Here is a 21,218-nt window from a genome sequence, read left to right as displayed (position 1 = left end):
CAAGGCTCAACTATGTAAACAATGATGGTTGTAAAAATGCTCAAATCCTATCACTCACAGCTTAAAGCTAAAAACATGATAAAAAAAATATTACTACTCTCTTGTTTATTGGGGGTCAGTATTCAATCCATGAAAGCGCAAAAAACTGGAAACAATAACCCAATCATCCCAGATTTAATTGCCGACCCAAGTATTGTTCAGTTTGGAGATACTTTTTATTGCTATGCCACAACCGATGGCTACAATGCGGGTTTAGCCACAGCAGGGCCTCCAGTACTTTGGTCGTCGAAAGATTTAAAGAACTGGTCATTCAACGGTTTTTATTTTCCAGCTGCCGAAAAGCAATTATTTTGGGCACCAAGCTATCCTGTAAAAGTAAAAGACAAGTATTATTATTATCCAACGGTCAATCATGATATTTATGTAGCTGTTGCCGATTCTCCTGCGGGGCCTTTTACATTGCCCAAAGGCGATTTTAGTAAAGAAAATACTTTTCCTTTGTTAAAAATGGATGCACCAAAGGGTACAAAAGGCATTGATGCAGAAGTATTTATCGACGACGACCAAAAACCATATCTTTTCTGGGCACAGCGTGGTGTTGGGCGATTGAATCCTGATATGATTAGTTTGGATACGGCTTCTATCGTAAAAATTTCTACCAAAAGAGGTGGTTATTCCGAAGGACCAATTGTATTTAAACGCAAAGGAATTTATTATTACCTCTATACTTTAAGCGGTCACGAAAACTATGTATATGCTTATCAGTATAGTAAAGTTTCGCCTTTTGGGCCATTTATTTATCCAGAAGAAGACATCATTGCCAAAACTGATGTAAAAGAACAGATTTATGGTCCGGGACATGGAAACGTATTCCACATCAAGGATGATTATTATTTTACTTATCTGGAATTTGGACGTTCAAGTACGAACCGACAAGCATGGATTGATAAAATGGAATTTAATGAAGATGGCACGATTAAGCCAATTCGATTGACTAACAAAGGCGTTGACCCTTTTCCATCTTTAGTAAAAAATGAAGTAACGATACAATCTGCCGAAGCGTCTTCTACTTTGCCAGAATTTAAAGTACCTTATGTGAAGGATAAAACCATTAACAGAACGGAAACGTATTCGGCACAAAATGCTTTTGACGGTTCGAATGGAACAAGATGGTTGGCAGAAACAAAAGATAGCACTGCTACTTTTACGGTGAATTTAGGGAAGAAAACAGCGATTAAAAAAGTAGCATCTTACTTCGTAAAACCAACGGCTGGACATGCTTATGAATTAACTTATTCGGTTGACGGGAAAAATTGGAAGCCTTATGGTGGTCATGCAGAAATAAAAGTACAGTCTCCCCATATCGACGAGCGAAGTGTAAAAGCACAATATTTAAAACTGACATTCTTGAAAGGAACTCCAGGTTTGTGGGAATTTAAAGTTTATAAATAGCTTGAATTTATATTTGAAGTATGAGTCATACAGAATTTTCTCATCAAGGAGTGAGTTTTGGGTGTTTTGTAGTTATTATCGCCTTGTCCTTACTTTTCTTTTCTTGATAAAAGAAAAGTAACAAAAGAAAATCAAGAATTCCTAAACTCGCTCCGCTCAAACAGTAGGAATTCGTTGCCCATCAATCAAAAAAAGCGGTCGGAAAACTAATGTTGACTGCTTTTTTGATTTTAAAATTCCGAATGACTCATTTTTAATGACTTTAATATTTTGTCATTTTTCAAGCAAATCATTTGTCAGCGATTCTCTAAATATACATTTTTGCGGTTTTCTTCGGTTTTTAGGTCAAAAAAGATACTTGAAGTATCTCAATACATACTTCAAGTATATCACGAGATACTTTTTACCGCAAAATACCGCAAAAAAGTATCTCGTGACATGCTTTTAGTATCTCTCGACATACTAAATCCCGCAAAATACCGCAAGAAAATATCTCTGGAGATACTTTGAGTATATCGTGTGATACTCAGAGTATCTTTAAGCTTTATCAAGGTATCAGCTTTGTTTATCATTTGTAAAAATGATTTTTTTCTCTTTGCTTAGCGTAATATTAACATTCAAAGTCCTGCTTACCAAAATATCATCAATCATCAACAAAAAACCTTAGCAATGATTTACAAAAATCTATTATTATCAGCACTGTTAGCTTGCGGATTATCCGTTTATGGACAGCAAAATCAGTATTTAACGGTATCAAAAGACGTTAAAAAAGTAGGACTTAGTGAGGCAGGAGCTTCATTTTTAGCACAACTTCCGTTACATTGTATCCAAACTGAGTACCCGAACAAGCCTAATCATACCATAGAAACGGCTCAAGAAGTAGCATTGAGTCCGAAACAATTGCATCCTTCTTTTTATGGTTGTTTAGATTGGCATTCTTCTGTACATGGTCATTGGATGTTGGTGAAAATTCTCAAGACTTATCCCAATTTACCTGAGACACAGCAAATAATAGCCATGCTGGAAAATAGTTTTTCTCCTGAAAATCTACAAAAAGAAGCGGATTATTTTAGTCAGTACAAACTTGCCAAAGGTTTTGAACGAACTTACGGTTGGGCTTGGGTGCTGAAATTGGATGAAGAATTATTGACTTGGGATAGCCCGATGGCTAAACGTTGGCACAAAAGTTTACAACCTTTGACACAAGTAATTGTACAACGTTGGATGGAATACCTGCCCAAACAGACTTATCCAAACCGAACTGGCGTGCATCCCAATACTGCTTTTGGGATGGTTTTCGCATTGGACTGGGCAAGAGCAACTAAAAATATTGCTTTTGAACAACTATTAGTACAACGTAGCAAAGACTATTATTTCAAAAATAAAGCCGTTGCCGCTATACTTGAACCCGATGGAACAGACTTCCTTTCGCCCAGTCTTGAAATTGCAGATTTGATGCGAAGAGTATTAACTCCACAAGCATTTACAAAATGGTTTAATCAATTTTATACTGCCGAAGGACTAAAAAATGTACTACAATTGCCCATCGTAAGTGACCGTTCCGATTATCAAATTGTACATTTAGATGGTTTGGCATTGAGTAAAGCTTGGTGTTTGTTGGGCATAGCCAAGCAATTACCCAAAACAGATTTACGCAAGAAACAATTTCAAGAAAAAGCAACCACTTTTTTACAAAAGACCTTACCAAATATTGCCAACGGCAATTACGGAGGCGACCATTGGTTAGGTTCATTTGCAATGTATGCTTTGAGTTTGGAGGTGGAGTAGATTAATTAGCCATTCATTCTAACTTTGTTTGAAAAGCTTATAGCAGGAGTATAATTTCTCCTTCTATAAGCTTTTTCAAAATTACTCAACAGTAACACCATTATTTTTTAATACTTTATTGAAGAATAACAAATGATATGGTAACGAGTTTTGCCAGTATTCCCAAGTATGTGCTCCCGGTCTTTCGGTATAGTCGTGCGGAGTATTGTTATATAATAAACGTCTGTGCAATTCTCTGTTTACTTCAATTAAAAAATCATCTACTCCACAATCAATAATAACGGGCATCCCATTCTTTTTGATAGTTTCAGCCATATTTACGATTGAATTTTTCACATAAATTTCATTCGAAGTATCAGAAGTACCCAATAGTTTCATGAAACGGTCTTTGAGAGATTTTAAAAAATCTTCATTAACCTTAAATTTAGTATAATTCATATCCATTGCTCCGCTCATCGTTCCAGCCGCACCAAATAAATCTGGATGTCTGCTTGATAGATACATAGCACCGTGTCCACCCATCGAAAGACCAGTAATTACTCTTCCTTTATTACTTTGTACCGTTCTATAAGTATCGTCAATTTTTTGAATTACTTCTTTGGTGATATAAGTTTCAAACTTGTTATTAGCATCAAAAGGACTATCTAAATACCAACCAAAAGTTTCGCCTTCGGGCATTACAATAATAATGTTATATTGGTCAGCTAAATTCTTAACCAACATTTTGTCTGGTGTTTGTGAGAGCCAATCTCGGAAATGTCCACCACCACCATGTAAAAGATACAAAACTGGGTAGTTTTTCTTATTCTTTGAATAAGTTTCGGGTAATACTACCGCCGCTTTATAGTTTTTGTTCATGACAGCACTTGGAATAGCAAGACTATCCACTGTAGATGCTTTAGCATGAGAAAATATAGATAAGCTTAAAAGGAATAAAATAATGACACGTAATGTTTTTGATTGCATGATAAATTAGATTTTAGTTTTACAAAACTAATTTAGTGTATTCATTATAGTCTTCAAATTTAACTTTGATTATTTTTAATTTAATTTTTTTTAGAGAATTCGCCCTTGGTGGTGTTTTCACCGCCAAGCCTTGCATCAGTAACTCGCCAACTAACAATCTTCGAGACAATGAGTATAAAATTAAGTTTATAGTATTAAAGATTGGTTCGCTGCTGACGTTCGCCTCGTTGGAGAAAACTCCAAAGAGGGCGAAAAACAAAAAAAGCTTGAATAGCGTAATTAATTTACAAAACCACTTTCCCCCGTGTGATATGCTTTCCCCTTTTTATCAATTACACATGGACTACTTTTTATTTCATCGCTGGTTTCAAAACTCCAAATTGTCTTTCCTGTTTTACTATCTACGGCGTATAATTTAGCATCTTGACCTCCTACATACACAACACCGTTAGCAATACATGGACTAGAGGATACATAATCTCCCATTTTTAATTCCCATATAATTTTACCATCTGGAGCAGAAAATGCATAAAGAATTCCATCACTTGCACCTACATAAATCAGACCATCGTAAATAATAGGGCTGGAGGTTGATGAGTAGCTAATAGAGAATTTTGTATTATTATATTTGAATTTTAAAGACCCGTCATTCGTATTAAGCACATAATATTCTTGACCAGAAAAATAGAGACCATTATTCAATACAGTAGGGCTGGCAATAGCCGTATATCTACTATGTCCCCATATTGATACACCTGTATTTACATTGATGGCATATATGTAACTATTGGTAATTAGGCTACGTCCACACACATAAACAATACCATTTAGAACACATGGATTATTTGTTACTGGTGTTTTTACATCAAACATCCATTTTTTTGCTCCTGTAATAGCATCTAAAGCATAAAGGCTTCCTGTATGTAAATCTCCTCCTGAGAAGGGAAAAGAAGAAGTACCAACAAGTAATGTGCCATTTTCTATACAAGGGCTGGCATCTATATAATAGTCAGTAGCAAACTCCCATTTCTTCTTGCCTGTCAATACATCCAATGCTACCATTTTGGCATCCACCCCAACATATATTAATCCATTAGCGATAAGAGGCGTACTTCCTAAACTATTTATACCGTCTTTGAATTGCCATTTCTGTTTACCCGTTTCTGCATCTAACGCATAAAGAACATATCTATCAGAAAAATATACCACGCCATTATCAACAATCGGGCTATTGCTTGTGCTTGAGCCTATGCTGAATTTCCATTTTAGTTCACCCGTCTCAGCATTAATAGCATAAGCATCTCCTTTGGAGTTTGAGATAAATACGGTCTTATTGTCTTTAATGGTTGTAATTATTTGTTGTGTGATATTTGCTGTATAAACCTGCTTAGTGCCGTCTTCAGCAGTAACGGTAAAGCTTACGGGTTTAGAAAAATCTAAAATTGTAGCAGAGGCAGGAACAATGCTGGCACGTTCAGACAATGTAGTGGTTACTTTCAGTTTTGTTAAGTCGGCTGTTGCTGGAACAGTAGCGGTGATTAATTTGGTAGCAGTGTCAATGGTAGCGGTTACTACTGGTGACAAATCATTAAATGAAAAACTTAGGATGTCTTTCCCTGTGAATTTAGTACGACTTATCAGTACTTTGTAGATAGCCTTTGAGCCGTTTTCGGCAGTAACAGTATAGGCAACTTCCCTTGAAAAATCCTGTACTTTCCCAGAAGTAGGTGAAATCATCGCTTTATCGGATACAGTGATAGTAGGAGTTAGCTGGGTAATATCTGTCGCAGGGGGAACAACAGCCGTTATTTTTTTATTGGCTTCGTCAATAGTGGCATCAACTATTGGTGTTAAGCCTGAAAAGCTAAATTTTGAAATGGCTCTTTCATTGCTTAAAGATACTATAAGTTCTTCTTTACAAGCCATTGTTAGCATCATAATAGGTAAGTAAAAAAGTACGATTTTGATAAAAGTAGATTTCATGATTTTATTAAGTTTTATTTGAGAAAATAATAGTTGCTCTTTTTTAATGAATATATTTATAATAGAACCCAACTCGTTAAAAAGTTGCTTATTCAAGAGATATGACTCAATTTACCAAGATTATAGCCCTACTTCACAACCTGCACTTTAACACTTTGTCGTTCTTTGTCACTCTCTATCAACAATAAATATAAGCCGTTTGGAATATCTTTTACATTGATATAATCCTGATTCAATACTTGCTTGACTATTGAACCATTACTTTCTACTAAACTCAATGTATAGGATTTTGCAGGTACTTTTACATAAATCTTGTCATTGGCGGGGTTGGGGTATGCCTGTACTGTTCTTTCGAAATTATCAAGTCCCAAAATCATTGTTACTTCCAAAGGGGCAGCAGAGCTATAAATTGTATAACAATCATTCTTTATCTCACAACGATATTGATAAGTACTTTGGGAAAGACTGGCAGAAGTAAGATTCAGCGTGTTAGTCTGTTGTCCTCGATATAAAGTATCGCTACTCGAAATCATGTTCCAAGTAACTCCTTTATCCGTACTTACTTGCCATTGATAAGCTGAAGCACTTGAAACATTGACAACAAATTGAGCAGAGCTTTTTTCTGTTGTCGATTGTGCGGTGGGTTGAAGGGTGGTTTGAGGTAATACACATTGTTTGGCTTGAATACTTACCGTATCAGACAATACGCTGTTACATTCTCCATTGACTAAACAGCGATAAACAATATTGTTATCACGAATTTTAACTTGATTAACTGTCAATTGGTTAGTTCGATGACCTGCATAACTAGAATCAAAATTGGTGATAGCTCGCCAAGTAGTACCTTTATCTTTACTGATTTGCCAAGCAAAACTGGTGGCAGAACGCTCATTGACAGACAATTGGGTTTCTTTTGTACCAAACACTTCTGTCTTTTCAGTACGAAGGGAGATTGGTAAAGGATTTTTACAATCTAAAGTTAAAACAGAAAATTTTCCGTAGCTTCCAAACCAGAATCTACCATCTTTAGATTCATGAATAGTTCCGTCTCCATTTAAATTGAATACTCCTTCAGGGACAAAAGGGTTTTGAAAAGTAGTAATGGTTTTACGATTATACATTTGAATTTTCCCCCCTGCAATACTCCAAAAATTATCTTTTGAATCAACCAAAAAGTTATTAGAATAGCTGTCTAACCCGATTACAAACTCATTTGGAATATCTATTTTTTCAAATTTATTTCCAACTAATTGATAAAGGTCTTTATTATAATCATTCGCATCCTTTCGAGCAATAACATATAACCCTAAATTATTATCATTAATCAACCTTATGGCATAAGAAGGGAAATTGATATAGTTACTGGCTTTTAAGCTTATGCCATCGTGTATAAAAAGTCCATTTGAAAACATTACATATACACCAGCAATAGGATTGATTACAATATCTGCTTCTCCATTGAGGTCAAAAGTCTTCCATAATCTTTTGTCATAGTATGATAAAAAATATTTAAATCCTTTTTGCGAGTATTTGTATGATAAAGCCCAAATATTCTGGTTTTTATCACATATCATTTTAGTAATGCTACCAATATCAAGAGTATTCGTTTTTAATGTGATTCCATTATCTTGCTTTACCTGAATCACGGAGTTATACGAACCTAACCAAATGTCATCACCTTCTCCTTGACAAAATGAAAAGATTGATTGATACCATTCTAATGGAACATCAACTACTTCTCCTTTCTTTTCGTCAAAACGCATTACTATAGAACCATCTAAAGCCCAGATTCTATCCTTGGCATCAGTAGTAGCTTCTATAATTCGATAATAACAGAAATTTTTTACTTGAGGTAAATCCAATTGAGTAAATATATTGTCTTTCAATAAGGTTATAGAAGCATTACTACTATAACCATTTGTTATTATTAAATTCTTTTGTGTGTCTTCGTAAATAATATGACCCGCTTTAAAAGTAGGGGTAAATAAAGTTAAATCTTGATTATCTAGCCGATACACGTTACCATTAGAAGCTGTTACCAAAATATCCCCATTTCTGGTAGGTAGGAGATTATACACCTCTTTATTTTGGGTAGGAATGAATGTCGAGGTTTTTAAAGAAGTATTGAATCTGTAAAGCTCATTGTAAAACGCTTTAAAGTAAATGTTATCGTTTTGGTCGATGACAGCATTATTTTGGTATTCATAGCTTTTAGGAAGAGAACTATTTGTATGGTCATATTTCCTCCATTTATCCCCCTCAAAATTCCAAAAGGATGCCTCATTTATTTTCCAAAAATGTCCTTTAGAATCGACTAAAAGACTTTTATTGTCAAAAGACTTTATTCCTTGATTTACCCAATCGTAAGAAGTATGTATAGAGTCTTTCCCTACTTGAACAAATTTACTTCCTTTGTCATAGCTAATCCATTCACTTCCATCCTTTGAATAAAATAAAAGTGGTTCAGCTGTGATGAATGGTTTTCCTAAAATATTGGCATCTATCCAAACAGAGCCATCAAAAACAAAAGTTTTATTGTAGGATAAATTAGAAATGATTGAAAGATACCGGCTACTACAACTTGCCCAGATATTACCATAAATATCTTCTTTAATTGAAGTAATCAAACTATCTAAACCATCATTTTGATTATAAAAGGCTATGAGCTTGTAATCTTTATCATAGTGTAAAATACCGCCATTTGTTCCAACCCATAAAGTTGAATCTTTTGCGGAAAATAAGCAATTATCATCCCCAAGCGAACTATAAGTCTTCCACTGTTGGGCATGAGTAACATGAAGACTGAAAAAGTAGAAAGTAAATAATATTAGCGTTTGTAGGACTTTATACATGATTATTTAGCGTTTAATTATATTTTTCTTGATGCTCAGAAAGATTTTTAACCCTATTTCAACACCTGCACTTTAACACTTTGTCGTTCTTTGCCACTTTCTATCAACAATAAATATAAGCCGTTTGGAATATCTTTTACATTGATATAATCCTGATTCGATACTTGCTTGACTATTGAACCATTACTATCTACTAAAGTCAATGTATAAGTTTTTGCAGGTACTTTTACATAAATTTTGTCATTGGCAGGGTTGGGATATGCCTGTACTGTTCGCTCGAAATTATCAAGTCCCAAAATCATTGTTACTTCCAAAGGGGCAGCATTACTGTATAGCGTGTAACAATCGTTCTTTATCTCACAACGATATTGATAAGTATTTTGAGAAAGACTGGCAGAAGTAAGATTCAGCGTGTTAGTCTGTTGTCCTCGATATAAAGTATCGCTACTCGAAATCATATTCCAAGTAACTCCTTTATCCGTACTTACTTGCCATTGATAAGCTGAAGCACTTGAAGCATTGACAACAAATTGAGCAGAGCTTTTTTCTGTTGTCGATTGTGCGGTGGGTTGAAGTGTGGTTTGAGGTAATTCACATTGTTTGGCTTGAATACTTACCGTATCAGACAATACGCTGTTACATTCACCATTGACTAAACAGCGATAAACAATATTGTTATCACGAATTTTAACTTGATTAACTGTCAATTGATTAGTTCGATGACCTGCATAACTAGAATCAAAATTGGTGATAGCTCGCCAAGTAATACCTTTATCTTTACTGATTTGCCAAACAAAACTAAGAGCAGAACTTTGGTTAACAGATAACTGAGATTTACCCGTTCCAAATCCATCCGTTTTTTCAGTACGAAGGGATTTAGGTAAAGGGTTTTTGCAATCTACAATAAGTGATGTAAGTCCTGTATAGCTCCCTAACCAAATTTTACCATCTTTAGATTCATGGATTGCGTTGGTAATGGTTGAAAAATAATCTTGGTTAGTTGAACGAAATGGACTATTAAAAGTAGTGAGCGTTTTACCATCATATCTTTGTATTTTATTTCCTACACTCCAAAAATTGCCTTTGGAATCTATCATAAAATCACTGAAATAATAGGATGCCATTATTCTAAATTCATCAGGAGTAACAATTTTATCGAATTTGTTTCCAACCAATTGATAGATGTCTCCCTCGAAATTTTCAATTTTTTTAGCAATAATATATAAGTCTAAATTGGCATTACTGACAAACCTTTGGGGATTTTTTGGGATATTCAAATAATTACTTGCTTTCATACTTATTCTATCATGAGTAAAAACTCCTTTAGAGTTAAGTATATAAAGCCCACCATTAGGGTTTGCTGCAATGTCTATAATCTCATTTTCAAGCACAAATGTCGTCCATTTACTTTTATCATAGTAAAACAAAAGGTATTGATAGCGATTTGTTGACCAAGAATATTGATAGTCCAAGGCCCAAATATGCTGATTTTTATCTTTTACAATTTTTTCAACACCGTATTCAACACCCAACAGAGGGTGGTTTATTAATTTTAAACCATTGTCTTGTTTTATTTGAGTAAGTGAAGTACGCTCGCTTACCCATAAATCATCTCCTTCGCCTTGGGCTATGGTATATCCATTGTCGGTAATATCAATAACTTCGTCATTTGTATTCTTTAAGTATTGAATCTCCATTGAATAAGGTTGAATCAAGATATTATTCTTGGTATCTGATACAATTTTAGAAATAACATTGCTGGAAAGATTGTTTTTGGGTAAAGGAAAATCTTTTAGGCTATTGCCATCAAATAAATTTAGTCGAGCATAACCTCCTAAAAGTAAATTTCCTCGAAAATCTTCATAAATATTGATTGCATAAACATTAGGAACAAATACAGAAAGTTTATCTCCCTTTAATTGATAAAGTGCATAATTTTCCCCAACGAAACCAGATACTAAAACCTTATTGTCTTTGGTTACGCAAAGAGACTGAGCATATTCAATAGAAATAAAATCACAGGTGTTAGTGGGAATATTAAACTTGTAAATGCCACCATTATTTGCTAGAAAAATATTATCATTTTGGTCGATGACAGCATCTTTGGAAAAAGATGTATTTGGAAGAGAACTATTATTATAATCATATTTATTCCATTTTTTACCGTCAAAAGTAAGTAAGGATTTTTCATTTTTTACCCAAAAATTCCCTTTAGAATCTACTATAAGACTTTTATTGTTAAAATAATTTATTCCATTCGTCTCCCAGTCATAAGAAGTATATACAGAATCTTTTCCTACTTGGATAAATTTCTTTCCTTTATCATAACTAATCCATTTACTACCATCTTTTGCATAAAATAGAAGTGGTTTATCTGCAATCAGTCTCTTTCCTAAGTCTTGATTGCTTATCCAAACATTACCGTCAAAAATATATGTTTTGAAATATCCATTGAAGGGTTCATTGTAGTAAGCCCAAATATTCCCTTGAACATCCTGAGTAATAGAAGTAATAATACTATCTAAACCATTATTCTGATTATAAGAAGCAAGAAGTTGATAATCTTTATCATAATGCAAAATACCACCACTTGTTCCAATCCACAAGGTCGAATCTTGAGCTGTAAAAAAACAATTAGCTTGAGAAAACGAGCTATAAGCTTTCCATTGTTGGGCATGAGTAGTATTAAGACTGAAAAAGTAGAAAGTAAATAATATTAGCGTTTGTAGGACTTTATTCATAAATGTATAGCGTTTAATTATTCTACAAAAATAGTGTTTATCTATCTTATCTATACGATTCCAAACTATTTATCTAAAACGAAAGCTAATTTCAACGATAAGCCAATTTTTTATTATTATGTCTTAACTTTGTGGTTTATTTTAGTTAAAATCAAATAAGAGTACGTTACTATCGTATGAAGAAGAAAGTTGAAATTCTTGCTCCCGCCAAAAACCTTTATCAAGGGATGGCTGCCATCAATGCGGGTGCAGATGCTGTATATATGGGGGCTCATCAGTTTGGGGCTCGTTCTAATGCTACCAATTCTGTAGAAGATGTGGCAGAAATGGTAAAATATGCCCATTTGTTTAAGGCAAAAGTGTTTGTCGTAATTAATACAATCTTGTACGATAACGAATTAGAGCAATGTAAAAAACTCATTTATGAGTTGTACAATATTGGTGTTGATGCCTTGATTATTCAAGATATGGCGATTATGGAAATGGATTTACCGCCTATCGTGATTCATGCAAGTACACAAGCCAATAACAGAGATGCTCAACACGTAAAATTCTTGCACGATGCGGGAATGAAACGAGTTGTATTGGCAAGAGAATTGAACTTAGACCAAGTTCGAGAAATCAGCGAAGCGACGGATGTAGAATTAGAATTCTTTGTTTCGGGTGCTTTGTGCGTTGCTTTTAGTGGTAACTGCTATATGAGTGTTGCCAATGGCGAACGCAGTGCCAACCGTGGTTCTTGTGCCCAAAACTGCCGTTTGCCTTATCAGTTAATTGATGGAACTGGCAAAACTTTGATTGCAAATAGCCATTTATTGTCTATTAAAGATTTAGATTTGAGCGACCAACTTCCAAACTTAATTGAGGCAGGTGTTACTTCATTCAAAATTGAAGGACGTTTAAAGGATATCGTTTACGTAAAAAATAATACTTCTTATTTGCGTCAAAGATTAGATAGTTTCTTGGAAGAAAACGAAAAATACGAAAAAGCTTCTTCAGGTAGAACCTTCTATAATTTTGAACCAGAAATGGATAGAAGTTTTAACCGTGGTTATACTGCCTATTTCGTGAATAAACGCAAAGAGAAAATTGGTTCTTGGGAAAGTCCGAAGTCGAAAGGTCAATACATTGGTAAAGTATTGGAAATCAAAGCCAACGGATATGTTATTGAGAATTATGAAATGTTAAATAATGGTGATGGACTGTATTTTGTCAACGAAAATGGCGAAGCAGACGGTGCTCAAATCAACATCATGTTTAATAACATTGCCATTCCGAATACTTTTAAACCATTAGCTGTTGGAACGGAAATTTACCGAAATTCTGATGCTGAGTTTAACAAAATGGTTGAAAAAGAAAACAGTGCGGTGCGTAAAATTGGCGTTTCGTTGAAATTCACAGAAACAATCGATGGTTTTCAATTGTTGGCTGTTGACGAAGATGGACATCAAGCTGTACAAAGTTTTCAGACTACTAAAGAATTAGCGAAAAGTCAGGAGTCAGTAATTCCGAATATCAAAAAGAATCTGGCTAAAACAGGAAATACGCCTTTTATTGTCGATGAAATTGAAGTTGAATTATCAAGTAATTGGTTCTTGCCGATTTCAAAAGTAAACGAAATCAGAAGAGAAGTTTTAGAACAATTAGTTGACATTCGTATAAAAGAATATCATCGAGAAGAATACCAAATCCAAAAGACCGACCACCCATATCCAGTACAAAAACTTGATTTTATGTACAATGTGTCTAATAAAATGGCAAGAGCTTTTTATAAAAGACATGGTGTAACCGAAATTGAAAAAGCTTTTGAATTGCAATGGGATCCAGGAAAAGCAAGAGTAATGACGACCAAATATTGCGTAAAATATGAATTAGGCAAATGTGCCAGATTCCAGCGTGATACTATGGGCGAAAAATTAGTTGAACCATTAACGCTAAAACATGGCGAAAATGAGTACAAATTGAAATTCAATTGCAAACCTTGCGAAATGGAAATTTGGGAAAAAGACGCAGAATTAGAGTTTGAAGACGAAGACGAACAATTGGGCTATGTTCCAAGAAGATATTAATCGGGGCTGATATTTTATCATAAATATGAGTCATCCCGATTTTTCTTTGGAATAATGAGTTTAGGAATTCGGTCTCATCAATCATAAAAAAGCAGTCGAAAAACTAATTTCGACTGCTTTTTTATGATTTTAAAATTCTGGATGGACTCACGTTTATTTGACTAATTATTATACTACATCAAAGCGGTCAAGATTCATTACTTTCGTCCAAGCTGCAACAAAATCTTTAACGAATTTTTCTTGAGAATCAGTGCATCCGTAAACTTCTGCGATTGCTCTAAGCTCTGAGTTTGAACCAAAAATTAAATCTGCACGAGTACCCGTCCACTTAAGTTCGCCCGTAAAACGATTACGACCTTCAAATACATCTTGTGCGTCAGAAGTAGCTCTCCAAGTAGTACCTAAATCAAGTAAGTTTAAGAAGAAATCGTTTGTTAAAGCACCGCTATTCTTGGTAAATATTCCATGTTGAGAATGGTCGAAATTCGTATCTAATACACGCATACCACCTACAAGTACTGTCATTTCAGGAATAGTAAGGGTTAATAGTTGCGCTTTATCAACCAACATTTCTTCTTCTGAAATGGTATATTTTTTCTTAGTATAATTGCGGAAACCATCTGCAATTGGCTCAAGTACAGAGAATGAATCAACGTCAGTTTGTTCTTGCGAAGCATCTGTGCGTCCTGCCGTAAATGGTACAGTAATTTCATAACCAGCATTTTTAGCTGCCTGTTCGATACCTGCACAGCCACCCAAAACGATAAGGTCTGCTAATGAAACTTTTTTCGCACCAGTTTGAATATCGTTAAATTCACCTTGAATACTCTCAAGTGTTTGAAGTACTTTTGCCAATTGAGTAGGATTATTAACTGCCCAATCTTTTTGTGGAGCTAAACGAACACGAGCGCCATTTGCACCACCACGTTTATCAGAACCACGGAAAGTAGAAGCCGAAGCCCAAGCCGTTGATACTAATTCAGATACTGATAATCCTGATGCTAAAATATTAGCTTTTAAAGCCTTCACATCTTCTGCATCAATCAATTCATGTGTTACTGCTGGAACTGGGTCTTGCCAAATTAATTCTTCTGTCGGAACTTCATTGCCCAAGTAAAGTACTTTAGGACCCATGTCACGATGTGTTAATTTAAACCATGCACGAGCGAAAGCATCAGCAAAAACATCAGGATTTTCGAAGAAACGTCTTGAAATAGGCTCATAGATTGGGTCCATTCTCAAGGCAATATCTGTCGTAAACATGATTGGAGTATGGCGTTTCGATGGGTCGTGTGCATCAGGAACAGTATTAGCACCCATACCATGTTTTGGAATCCATTGATGTGCACCCGCTGGACTTTTGGTTAATTCCCATTCGTAACCGAATAAATTCCAGAAATAATTATTACTCCATTTCGTTGGTGTTGTTGACCATGCACCTTCCAAACCACTTGTAATTGTATAGCCAGCATTACCTGTACCATAAGTATTTTTCCAACCTAAACCTTGTTCTTCAATACTTGCAGCAGCAGGTTCTGGACCAACGTATTTACTTGGATCAGCCGCACCGTGTGCCTTTCCAAAAGTATGTCCACCAGCAATTAAAGCAACAGTTTCTTCATCGTTCATCGCCATTCTACCAAATGTTTCACGAATATCACGAGCAGCTGCAATTGGGTCTGGATTTCCGTTTGGACCTTCTGGATTTACATAGATAAGTCCCATTTGAACGGCTGCAAGCGGGTTTTCTAATTCACGGTCGCCAGAATAACGTTTGTCATCCAACCATTTTCCTTCTGTTCCCCAATAAATATCTTCTTCTGGTTCCCATATATCTGCACGTCCGCCACCGAAACCAAAAGTTTTAAAGCCCATTGATTCTAAAGCACAGTTTCCAGCCAAAATCATTAAGTCAGCCCACGAAATCTTTCTACCATATTTTTGCTTGATTGGCCAAAGTAATAAGCGAGCTTTATCTAGGTTTCCATTGTCTGGCCAGCTATTTAGTGGAGCAAAACGTTGCGTTCCAGCACCAGCACCACCACGACCGTCAGCGATACGATATGTACCTGCACTGTGCCAAGCCATACGGATAAAAAATGGACCATAATGACCATAATCTGCTGGCCACCAATCTTGCGAAGTAGTCATTAGAGCGAAGATTTCTTGCTTCAAAACAGCTAAATCAAGTGATTTAAATTCTTCTGCATAGTTGAAATCATTCCCCATCGGATTTGACAATGATGAATGTTGACGAAGAATGTTCAATCTCAACTGATTTGGCCACCAGTCCTGATTTCTTGTACCACCACCAGCACTTTGTTTAACTGGTGCCGCTGCTCCATGATGGAATGGGCATTTTGCTTCCCCATTAGAACTGTGATGTGATGCGTTAGAAGATGAATGTTGTTCCATTTTTATAGATTTTGTATTATTATAATGATGAATGTTAATATTTCGCTTTTATACTTTTAAGTTATAAATAAAATATCAAAGATTATATATTAATCTTTTAAGATTTGTTCTTCAAAATTACAAGGCTGGTTATTATAAAACAAATCAATAGTTTTTATAATATTATAAATAAAAACTATTTAAAGGCTTTGTAATAAAATTTTTAAATCTGTAATTTTTAATTATACAATTGATAACCAGTAAGTTGTTTGCTGAATACTTCAGTGTTTCAATTGTTCTTAGAATATTTTAAGACCTAACATTATATGAGAGCTTCGCCAATAATTTTATCAGCAAGAAAAATATCGACGAAGATTTCTATGAAAAAATGCTCCTTGTATATTTTCAGTCAAAGTATTTTTCCCTTTTTGCTAAGAATCGCTGTATCCAAAACTTAAAATAATAATTGAACAAATGTATTATTAATGGATAATAACATATATTTGCATTCAACTCTGTTGAATTAAAGTAAACAATATAATATATAATTAAACAAAGTTGAAGTTTATGGCATCGGAAGAAACAAATGCAATGAATATCGGAGACCGTATTCGGATATTAAGGAATAATCAAAAAAGAACCTTGCAAGAGGTTGCTGATGGCAGTGAATTGTCTAAAAGCATGATTTCGAAAATTGAAAATAATAAAACAGTACCGTCGGTAGCGGCATTGATTAAAATTGCTCATACTTTGGGTACCAATATTTCGAGTTTATTGGAAACCGAGGCATTTTTAAATGCTATACTCACGACCAAGCAAAAGGCAGAAGATAATCTCAGACAAACTGAAAAAGGTTATTTCTTTTATCCTTTCGGGCAAGAATATCACCAGAAAAAAATGCAACCAATGTTGTTCGTTGCACGAAAAGGAGAAGTAAAGCCACATCTTTTACAGCACGAAGGCGAAGAATTTATTTATATCATCAGTGGGGAAATGAAAATGACTGTTGGCGAGATTGATTACCATCTGAAAACAGGCGACAGTCTATACTTCAACTGTTTGCAAAAACATGGGATTATGCCAATTTCTGATGAAGTACATTATTTAGATATTTTCGTTTAGATGAACACTAATATTTTACTGCTTTCAACAAATCGTTAACGCCGGATTATCAAGAATTATACATAAACCATATCATTAAAATATTAACATTTTTAAATCAATAAAATGCACTTGAAAAAAACATCATTATTGCTGTTGTTGGCAGCCCAATCTGTGGCGATGTCTGTTCCAGTATTTGCGCAGGAACAAGCTCCTGTGTCAATTCAGGTTGATTTGTCGAAAACTAAAGCACCCATGAAACCAATATGGGCTTGGTTTGGCTACGACGAACCCAACTATACTTATATGAAAGACGGCAAAAAATTGCTGACAGAAATCTCGCAATTAAGTAAAGTACCAGTTTATGTAAGAGTACATAGTTTATTGGTAACGGGTGACGGAACGGCTGCTTTGAAGTGGGGTTCTACCAACGCTTATACCGAAGATGCCAATGGAAATCCTGTTTACGACTGGACTATCGTTGATAAAATTTTTGATACTTTCATCGAACGTGGCATGAAACCCATTGCTCAGATTGGCTTTATGCCCGAAGCACTTTCAAGTCATCCAAAGCCGTATCGTCATTACTGGAAACCAGGAGATAATTACAATGATATTTACACGGGTTGGGCATATCCACCAAACGACTATAACAAATGGGCTGAATTGGTTTACCAATGGGTGAAACATTCGGTAGAAAAATATGGAAAAAAAGAGGTAGAAAGCTGGTATTGGGAACTTTGGAACGAACCAAACATTGGCTACTGGAAAGGTACAACCGAAGAGTATATCAAGTTGTACGATTATTCGGCAGATGCTGTAAAGCGTGCTTTGCCAACTGCCAAAATTGGTGGACCAGAAGTAACAGGTCCAGCATGGGATAAATCGGCTACTTTCTTGAAGACTTTTTTAGACCATGTAACTAAAGGTAAAAACTATGCTACGGGTAAAACGGGTTCTCCGATTGATTTTATTACTTATCATGCCAAAGGTGCGCCAAAAGTTGTGAGCGGACATGTACAAATGAACATGGGCACACAACTCCGTGACCTTGACAAAGGCTTTGAGATTGTGGCGTCGTATCCAAGTTTAAAGAAATTACCGATTATCATTGGAGAATCAGACCCAGAAGGTTGTGCCGCTTGTTCAGAAGATTTGCATCCACAAAATGCTTATCGCAACGGGACGATGTATTCTAGTTATACAGCTGCTTCATTTGCTAGAAAATACGAATTGGCAGAAGCTAGAGGTGTAAATTTGCTAGGTGCTGTTTCTTGGTCATTTGAATTTGAAGACCAAGCGTGGTTCCGTGGTTTCAGAGATTTGGCTACTAATGGTGTTGATAAACCTGTACTAAATGTATTCCGTATGTTTGGTATGATGGAAGGGAATCGTGTAGAAGTAAATCAAAATTTAGCTTATGATTTCAAAAAAGTTAGAGACCAAAGTGTTAGAGATGCTGCCGATATTAATGCCTTGGCTTCTAAAAGTACAAATTCAGCAGGAGTGATGGTATGGAATTATCATGATGATAATATTCCTGCGCCAGATGCTTCTGTGGAAATATCAATAAAAGGATTACCTACTGGTAAAGTAGCCTTATTGCATTATCGTATTGATAAAGAAAATAGTAATGCTTATGAAGTTTGGAAGACGATGGGTTCACCTAAACAACCTACAGCTGAACAGATTGCGATACTCGAAAAAGCAGGACAATTACAATTGCTTACTTCTCCAGAATGGATAACGCCTAAAAATGGGGAAGCTCAAATCAAAATGAAACTTCCGAGACAAGGAGTATCGTTTTTACATTTTAAATGGTGATTTGAGCATATTATTTTTTCATCAGTGAAACATTTCGACTTGTTCCTTAAGGGCAAGTCGAAATGTTTTTCTTCCGAATTTCAGAAGGATTATAATTCATTTTCTTCTTAAAGATTCTTGAAAAATAAAATTCTGATTCAAAACCGCATTGATAGGCTACCTCAGAAAGAGTAAGGTTGGAATCTTGAATGATTTGTTCAGCTTTTCTGAGTTTCAAAAGTAAATGATATTGGTTGGGCGATGTTCCTAGTACTTCTTTAAAGGTTTTTCTAAACCAAACATAGCTAAGATTATTACTTTGTGCCAACTCCTCAAAATCAATGTGATTATTCCATTTTCGGTGAATTTCATTTCTGATTTGGTCAATTATTTCCTCTTTCCTAGATTTCTTTTGGTTTGATAATAATACAGAAGTATAAACAATACCCAATAATTGAATAAGTAAAAAGGAAGAAAGCTTTAAATATGATGCTTCCTGTACTTCTGCCAAGGCTATAAATCTTGAAAATGTTTCTAAGAATTCTGTGTTAAAACCCACTTTTATAATCGGATTTTGTGGATTAAAACATTCCTGTTCAAGCAAATATTTAGCATAAGCACCCGAAAAACCTACCCAATATTCTTCCCAACCTGTTTCTTCCTTTGGTCGAAAACGATGCCAAATACCGGGATAAAGTAAGATTATCGTTCCACTTTCAATCAATTGTGGCGGTAAACCGTTACTTTCAAAATAACCTTCTCCTTTAGAAATATAAATGATTTGATATTCCTTCAAACTTCTTCCTTTTTCCCATTCGAAATAATAAGAATCAGGATGCTGAATATCTGGATATGGTTTATTGGCAGGGTGAATATTATGCCCAAGGTTCAGCACATTGATACCTAAAGTATCAGCAGTATTATTGGAAGCGAAAGTAAAATATTGCCGAAATTGTTTCATGTATAAATGTACGAAATTCTCCCAAACCTTTAAAACAGGAATAAATACTATTTATTATTAGAAAATAATTATTATAATTTTTTTTTAATTAGATTTGTCAATTAGAATTGAAACGTAATTTAGGGAACTTAGTCTTTATTAAAAGCTTAAAAATTGTTTGTATTGAGTATTTTTTTTCAATTATTTCCCTTGATTTTTGTTTCTGTACAATTAAATATATCAGTTTTGAGTAACTATTTCTCCTCCAACTGAAGCTTTTAATGAAAGCGTAGTTACTATTAATGAAGATTTATCAGCAAAATATTCCATTAAATGAAGGCTCTTTAGATGCCAAGGCGATTACGCTTTGGTTAAAAATCAAAAGTGGTGATGAAACTGCTTTTGAGACACTAATGCTTGACTTTTATAAAGTACTTTTTAGTTATGGAATTCGCCTTGTGCCTGATGAAGATTATATTAAAGACTGCATTCAAGATGTTTTTATGGAAATTTGGCTTCGCCGTGCTACACTTGGCGAAACGGATTTTGTGAAATATTATTTGTTGAAATCACTTAGAAGAAGAATTTTTAGAGAGTACAAAAAGTGGTTTGCTCAACATGAAGAAGCTTCGGATGATTATCATTTTATGGTAGATTTTTCGGTAGAAACTCAACTGATAGAACAAGAACATTCAAGCGAGCAAATCGGAAAAATGGAAATGCTTTTGAATAAATTGCCGAAAAGACAAAAAGAGGCGGTTTATTTAAAATTCTATCAAAACCTGAGCAACGAGCAAATTGCAGAAGTACTTGGCGTGAACCGTCAGTCGGTTTATAATTTATTATACGAAGCCCTCCGAAAGCTCAGAACTGAATGGCCAAACGAATACGTAAATTGCATTTTACTGCTTTTTGCTTGGCGTGTTATATAATTTCATTTTAAATTTATATATTTTTTTACACTTCGAAAATGCTTCATTTGGTTCATTAATCATTTGATTATAAGTTGTTTACAACGATGGTGAAAACTATTAATAAACATTTAATTATATTTTTTTATAAAATTTTATAATTATTACAGTAGATACCAATAGCCACTTGCATATTATCAATAAAGCGTATGTGTTGA

Annotated in this window: 12 protein-coding genes; 6 read left to right on the top strand and 6 right to left on the bottom strand. The window is 34.8% G+C overall.

Annotated elements, in window-relative coordinates; translation table 11 throughout:
- Positions 1–129: 129 nt before the first annotated feature.
- Complete coding sequence (locus ABID42_RS08255) at positions 130–1,452, top strand: family 43 glycosylhydrolase (protein ID WP_367283236.1); 1,323 nt, start codon at positions 130–132, stop codon at positions 1,450–1,452.
- Positions 1,453–2,121: 669 nt separating this feature from the next.
- The gene (locus ABID42_RS08250; protein ID WP_367283235.1) at positions 2,122–3,240 is read left to right on the top strand and encodes a DUF2891 domain-containing protein; all 1,119 of its coding nucleotides are present in this window, start codon (positions 2,122–2,124) and stop codon (positions 3,238–3,240) included.
- 81 nt (positions 3,241–3,321) lie between these two features.
- On the opposite strand, the gene ABID42_RS08245 is transcribed toward ABID42_RS08250, so the two are convergent.
- From ABID42_RS08245 to ABID42_RS08230, 4 genes are all read right to left on the bottom strand, one after another.
- Positions 3,322–4,206: an alpha/beta hydrolase gene (locus tag ABID42_RS08245; RefSeq protein WP_323259550.1), complete on the bottom strand. Its 885-nt coding sequence runs from the start codon at positions 4,204–4,206 to the stop codon at positions 3,322–3,324.
- Between the two features lie 279 nt (positions 4,207–4,485).
- The gene (locus tag ABID42_RS08240; RefSeq protein WP_367283234.1) at positions 4,486–6,189 is read right to left on the bottom strand and encodes an outer membrane protein assembly factor BamB family protein; all 1,704 of its coding nucleotides are present in this window, start codon (positions 6,187–6,189) and stop codon (positions 4,486–4,488) included.
- 128 nt (positions 6,190–6,317) lie between these two features.
- Positions 6,318–9,041, bottom strand: coding sequence for a T9SS type A sorting domain-containing protein (locus tag ABID42_RS08235; RefSeq protein ID WP_367283233.1), 2,724 nt, complete (start codon positions 9,039–9,041; stop codon positions 6,318–6,320).
- A gap of 53 nt (positions 9,042–9,094) precedes the next feature.
- Positions 9,095–11,782 (bottom strand): T9SS type A sorting domain-containing protein, encoded by a 2,688-nt coding sequence (locus ABID42_RS08230; protein WP_367283232.1) that lies wholly within the window; start codon positions 11,780–11,782, stop codon positions 9,095–9,097.
- Positions 11,783–11,958: 176 nt separating this feature from the next.
- Here ABID42_RS08230 and ABID42_RS08225 point away from each other — a divergent pair, with 176 nt between their 5' ends.
- On the top strand, positions 11,959–13,851 hold the full coding sequence (locus ABID42_RS08225; protein ID WP_367283231.1) for a peptidase U32 family protein: 1,893 nt from the start codon (positions 11,959–11,961) through the stop codon (positions 13,849–13,851).
- Positions 13,852–14,019: 168 nt separating this feature from the next.
- Here the strand turns inward: ABID42_RS08225 and katG are convergent, their stop codons facing one another.
- Positions 14,020–16,266, bottom strand: coding sequence for a catalase/peroxidase HPI (katG, locus tag ABID42_RS08220; RefSeq protein WP_367283230.1), 2,247 nt, complete (start codon positions 16,264–16,266; stop codon positions 14,020–14,022).
- Between the two features lie 546 nt (positions 16,267–16,812).
- Between katG and ABID42_RS08215 the strand changes: the two genes are divergently transcribed.
- A complete protein-coding gene (locus ABID42_RS08215; RefSeq protein WP_367283229.1) occupies positions 16,813–17,367 on the top strand; it encodes a helix-turn-helix domain-containing protein in 555 nt (184 codons plus the stop codon).
- A gap of 159 nt (positions 17,368–17,526) precedes the next feature.
- On the top strand, positions 17,527–19,170 hold the full coding sequence (locus tag ABID42_RS08210; RefSeq protein WP_367283361.1) for a GH39 family glycosyl hydrolase: 1,644 nt from the start codon (positions 17,527–17,529) through the stop codon (positions 19,168–19,170).
- A 46-nt stretch (positions 19,171–19,216) separates the two neighbouring features.
- Here ABID42_RS08210 and ABID42_RS08205 read toward each other — a convergent pair whose 3' ends face one another.
- On the bottom strand, positions 19,217–20,110 hold the full coding sequence (locus tag ABID42_RS08205; RefSeq protein ID WP_367283228.1) for an AraC family transcriptional regulator: 894 nt from the start codon (positions 20,108–20,110) through the stop codon (positions 19,217–19,219).
- Between the two features lie 281 nt (positions 20,111–20,391).
- On the opposite strand from ABID42_RS08205, the gene ABID42_RS08200 reads away from it, so the two are divergent.
- Positions 20,392–21,021 carry an RNA polymerase sigma factor gene (locus tag ABID42_RS08200; RefSeq protein WP_367283227.1) on the top strand — a complete coding sequence of 210 codons (630 nt, stop codon included), beginning with the start codon at positions 20,392–20,394 and terminating at the stop codon, positions 21,019–21,021.
- The last annotated feature ends 197 nt before the right edge of the window (positions 21,022–21,218 follow it).

Origin of the sequence: Arcicella rosea (genome assembly GCF_040543805.1) — a bacterium.
Lineage (GTDB): Bacteria > Bacteroidota > Bacteroidia > Cytophagales > Spirosomataceae > Arcicella > Arcicella rosea.
This window is presented reverse-complemented; position numbering and strand designations above follow the sequence as displayed.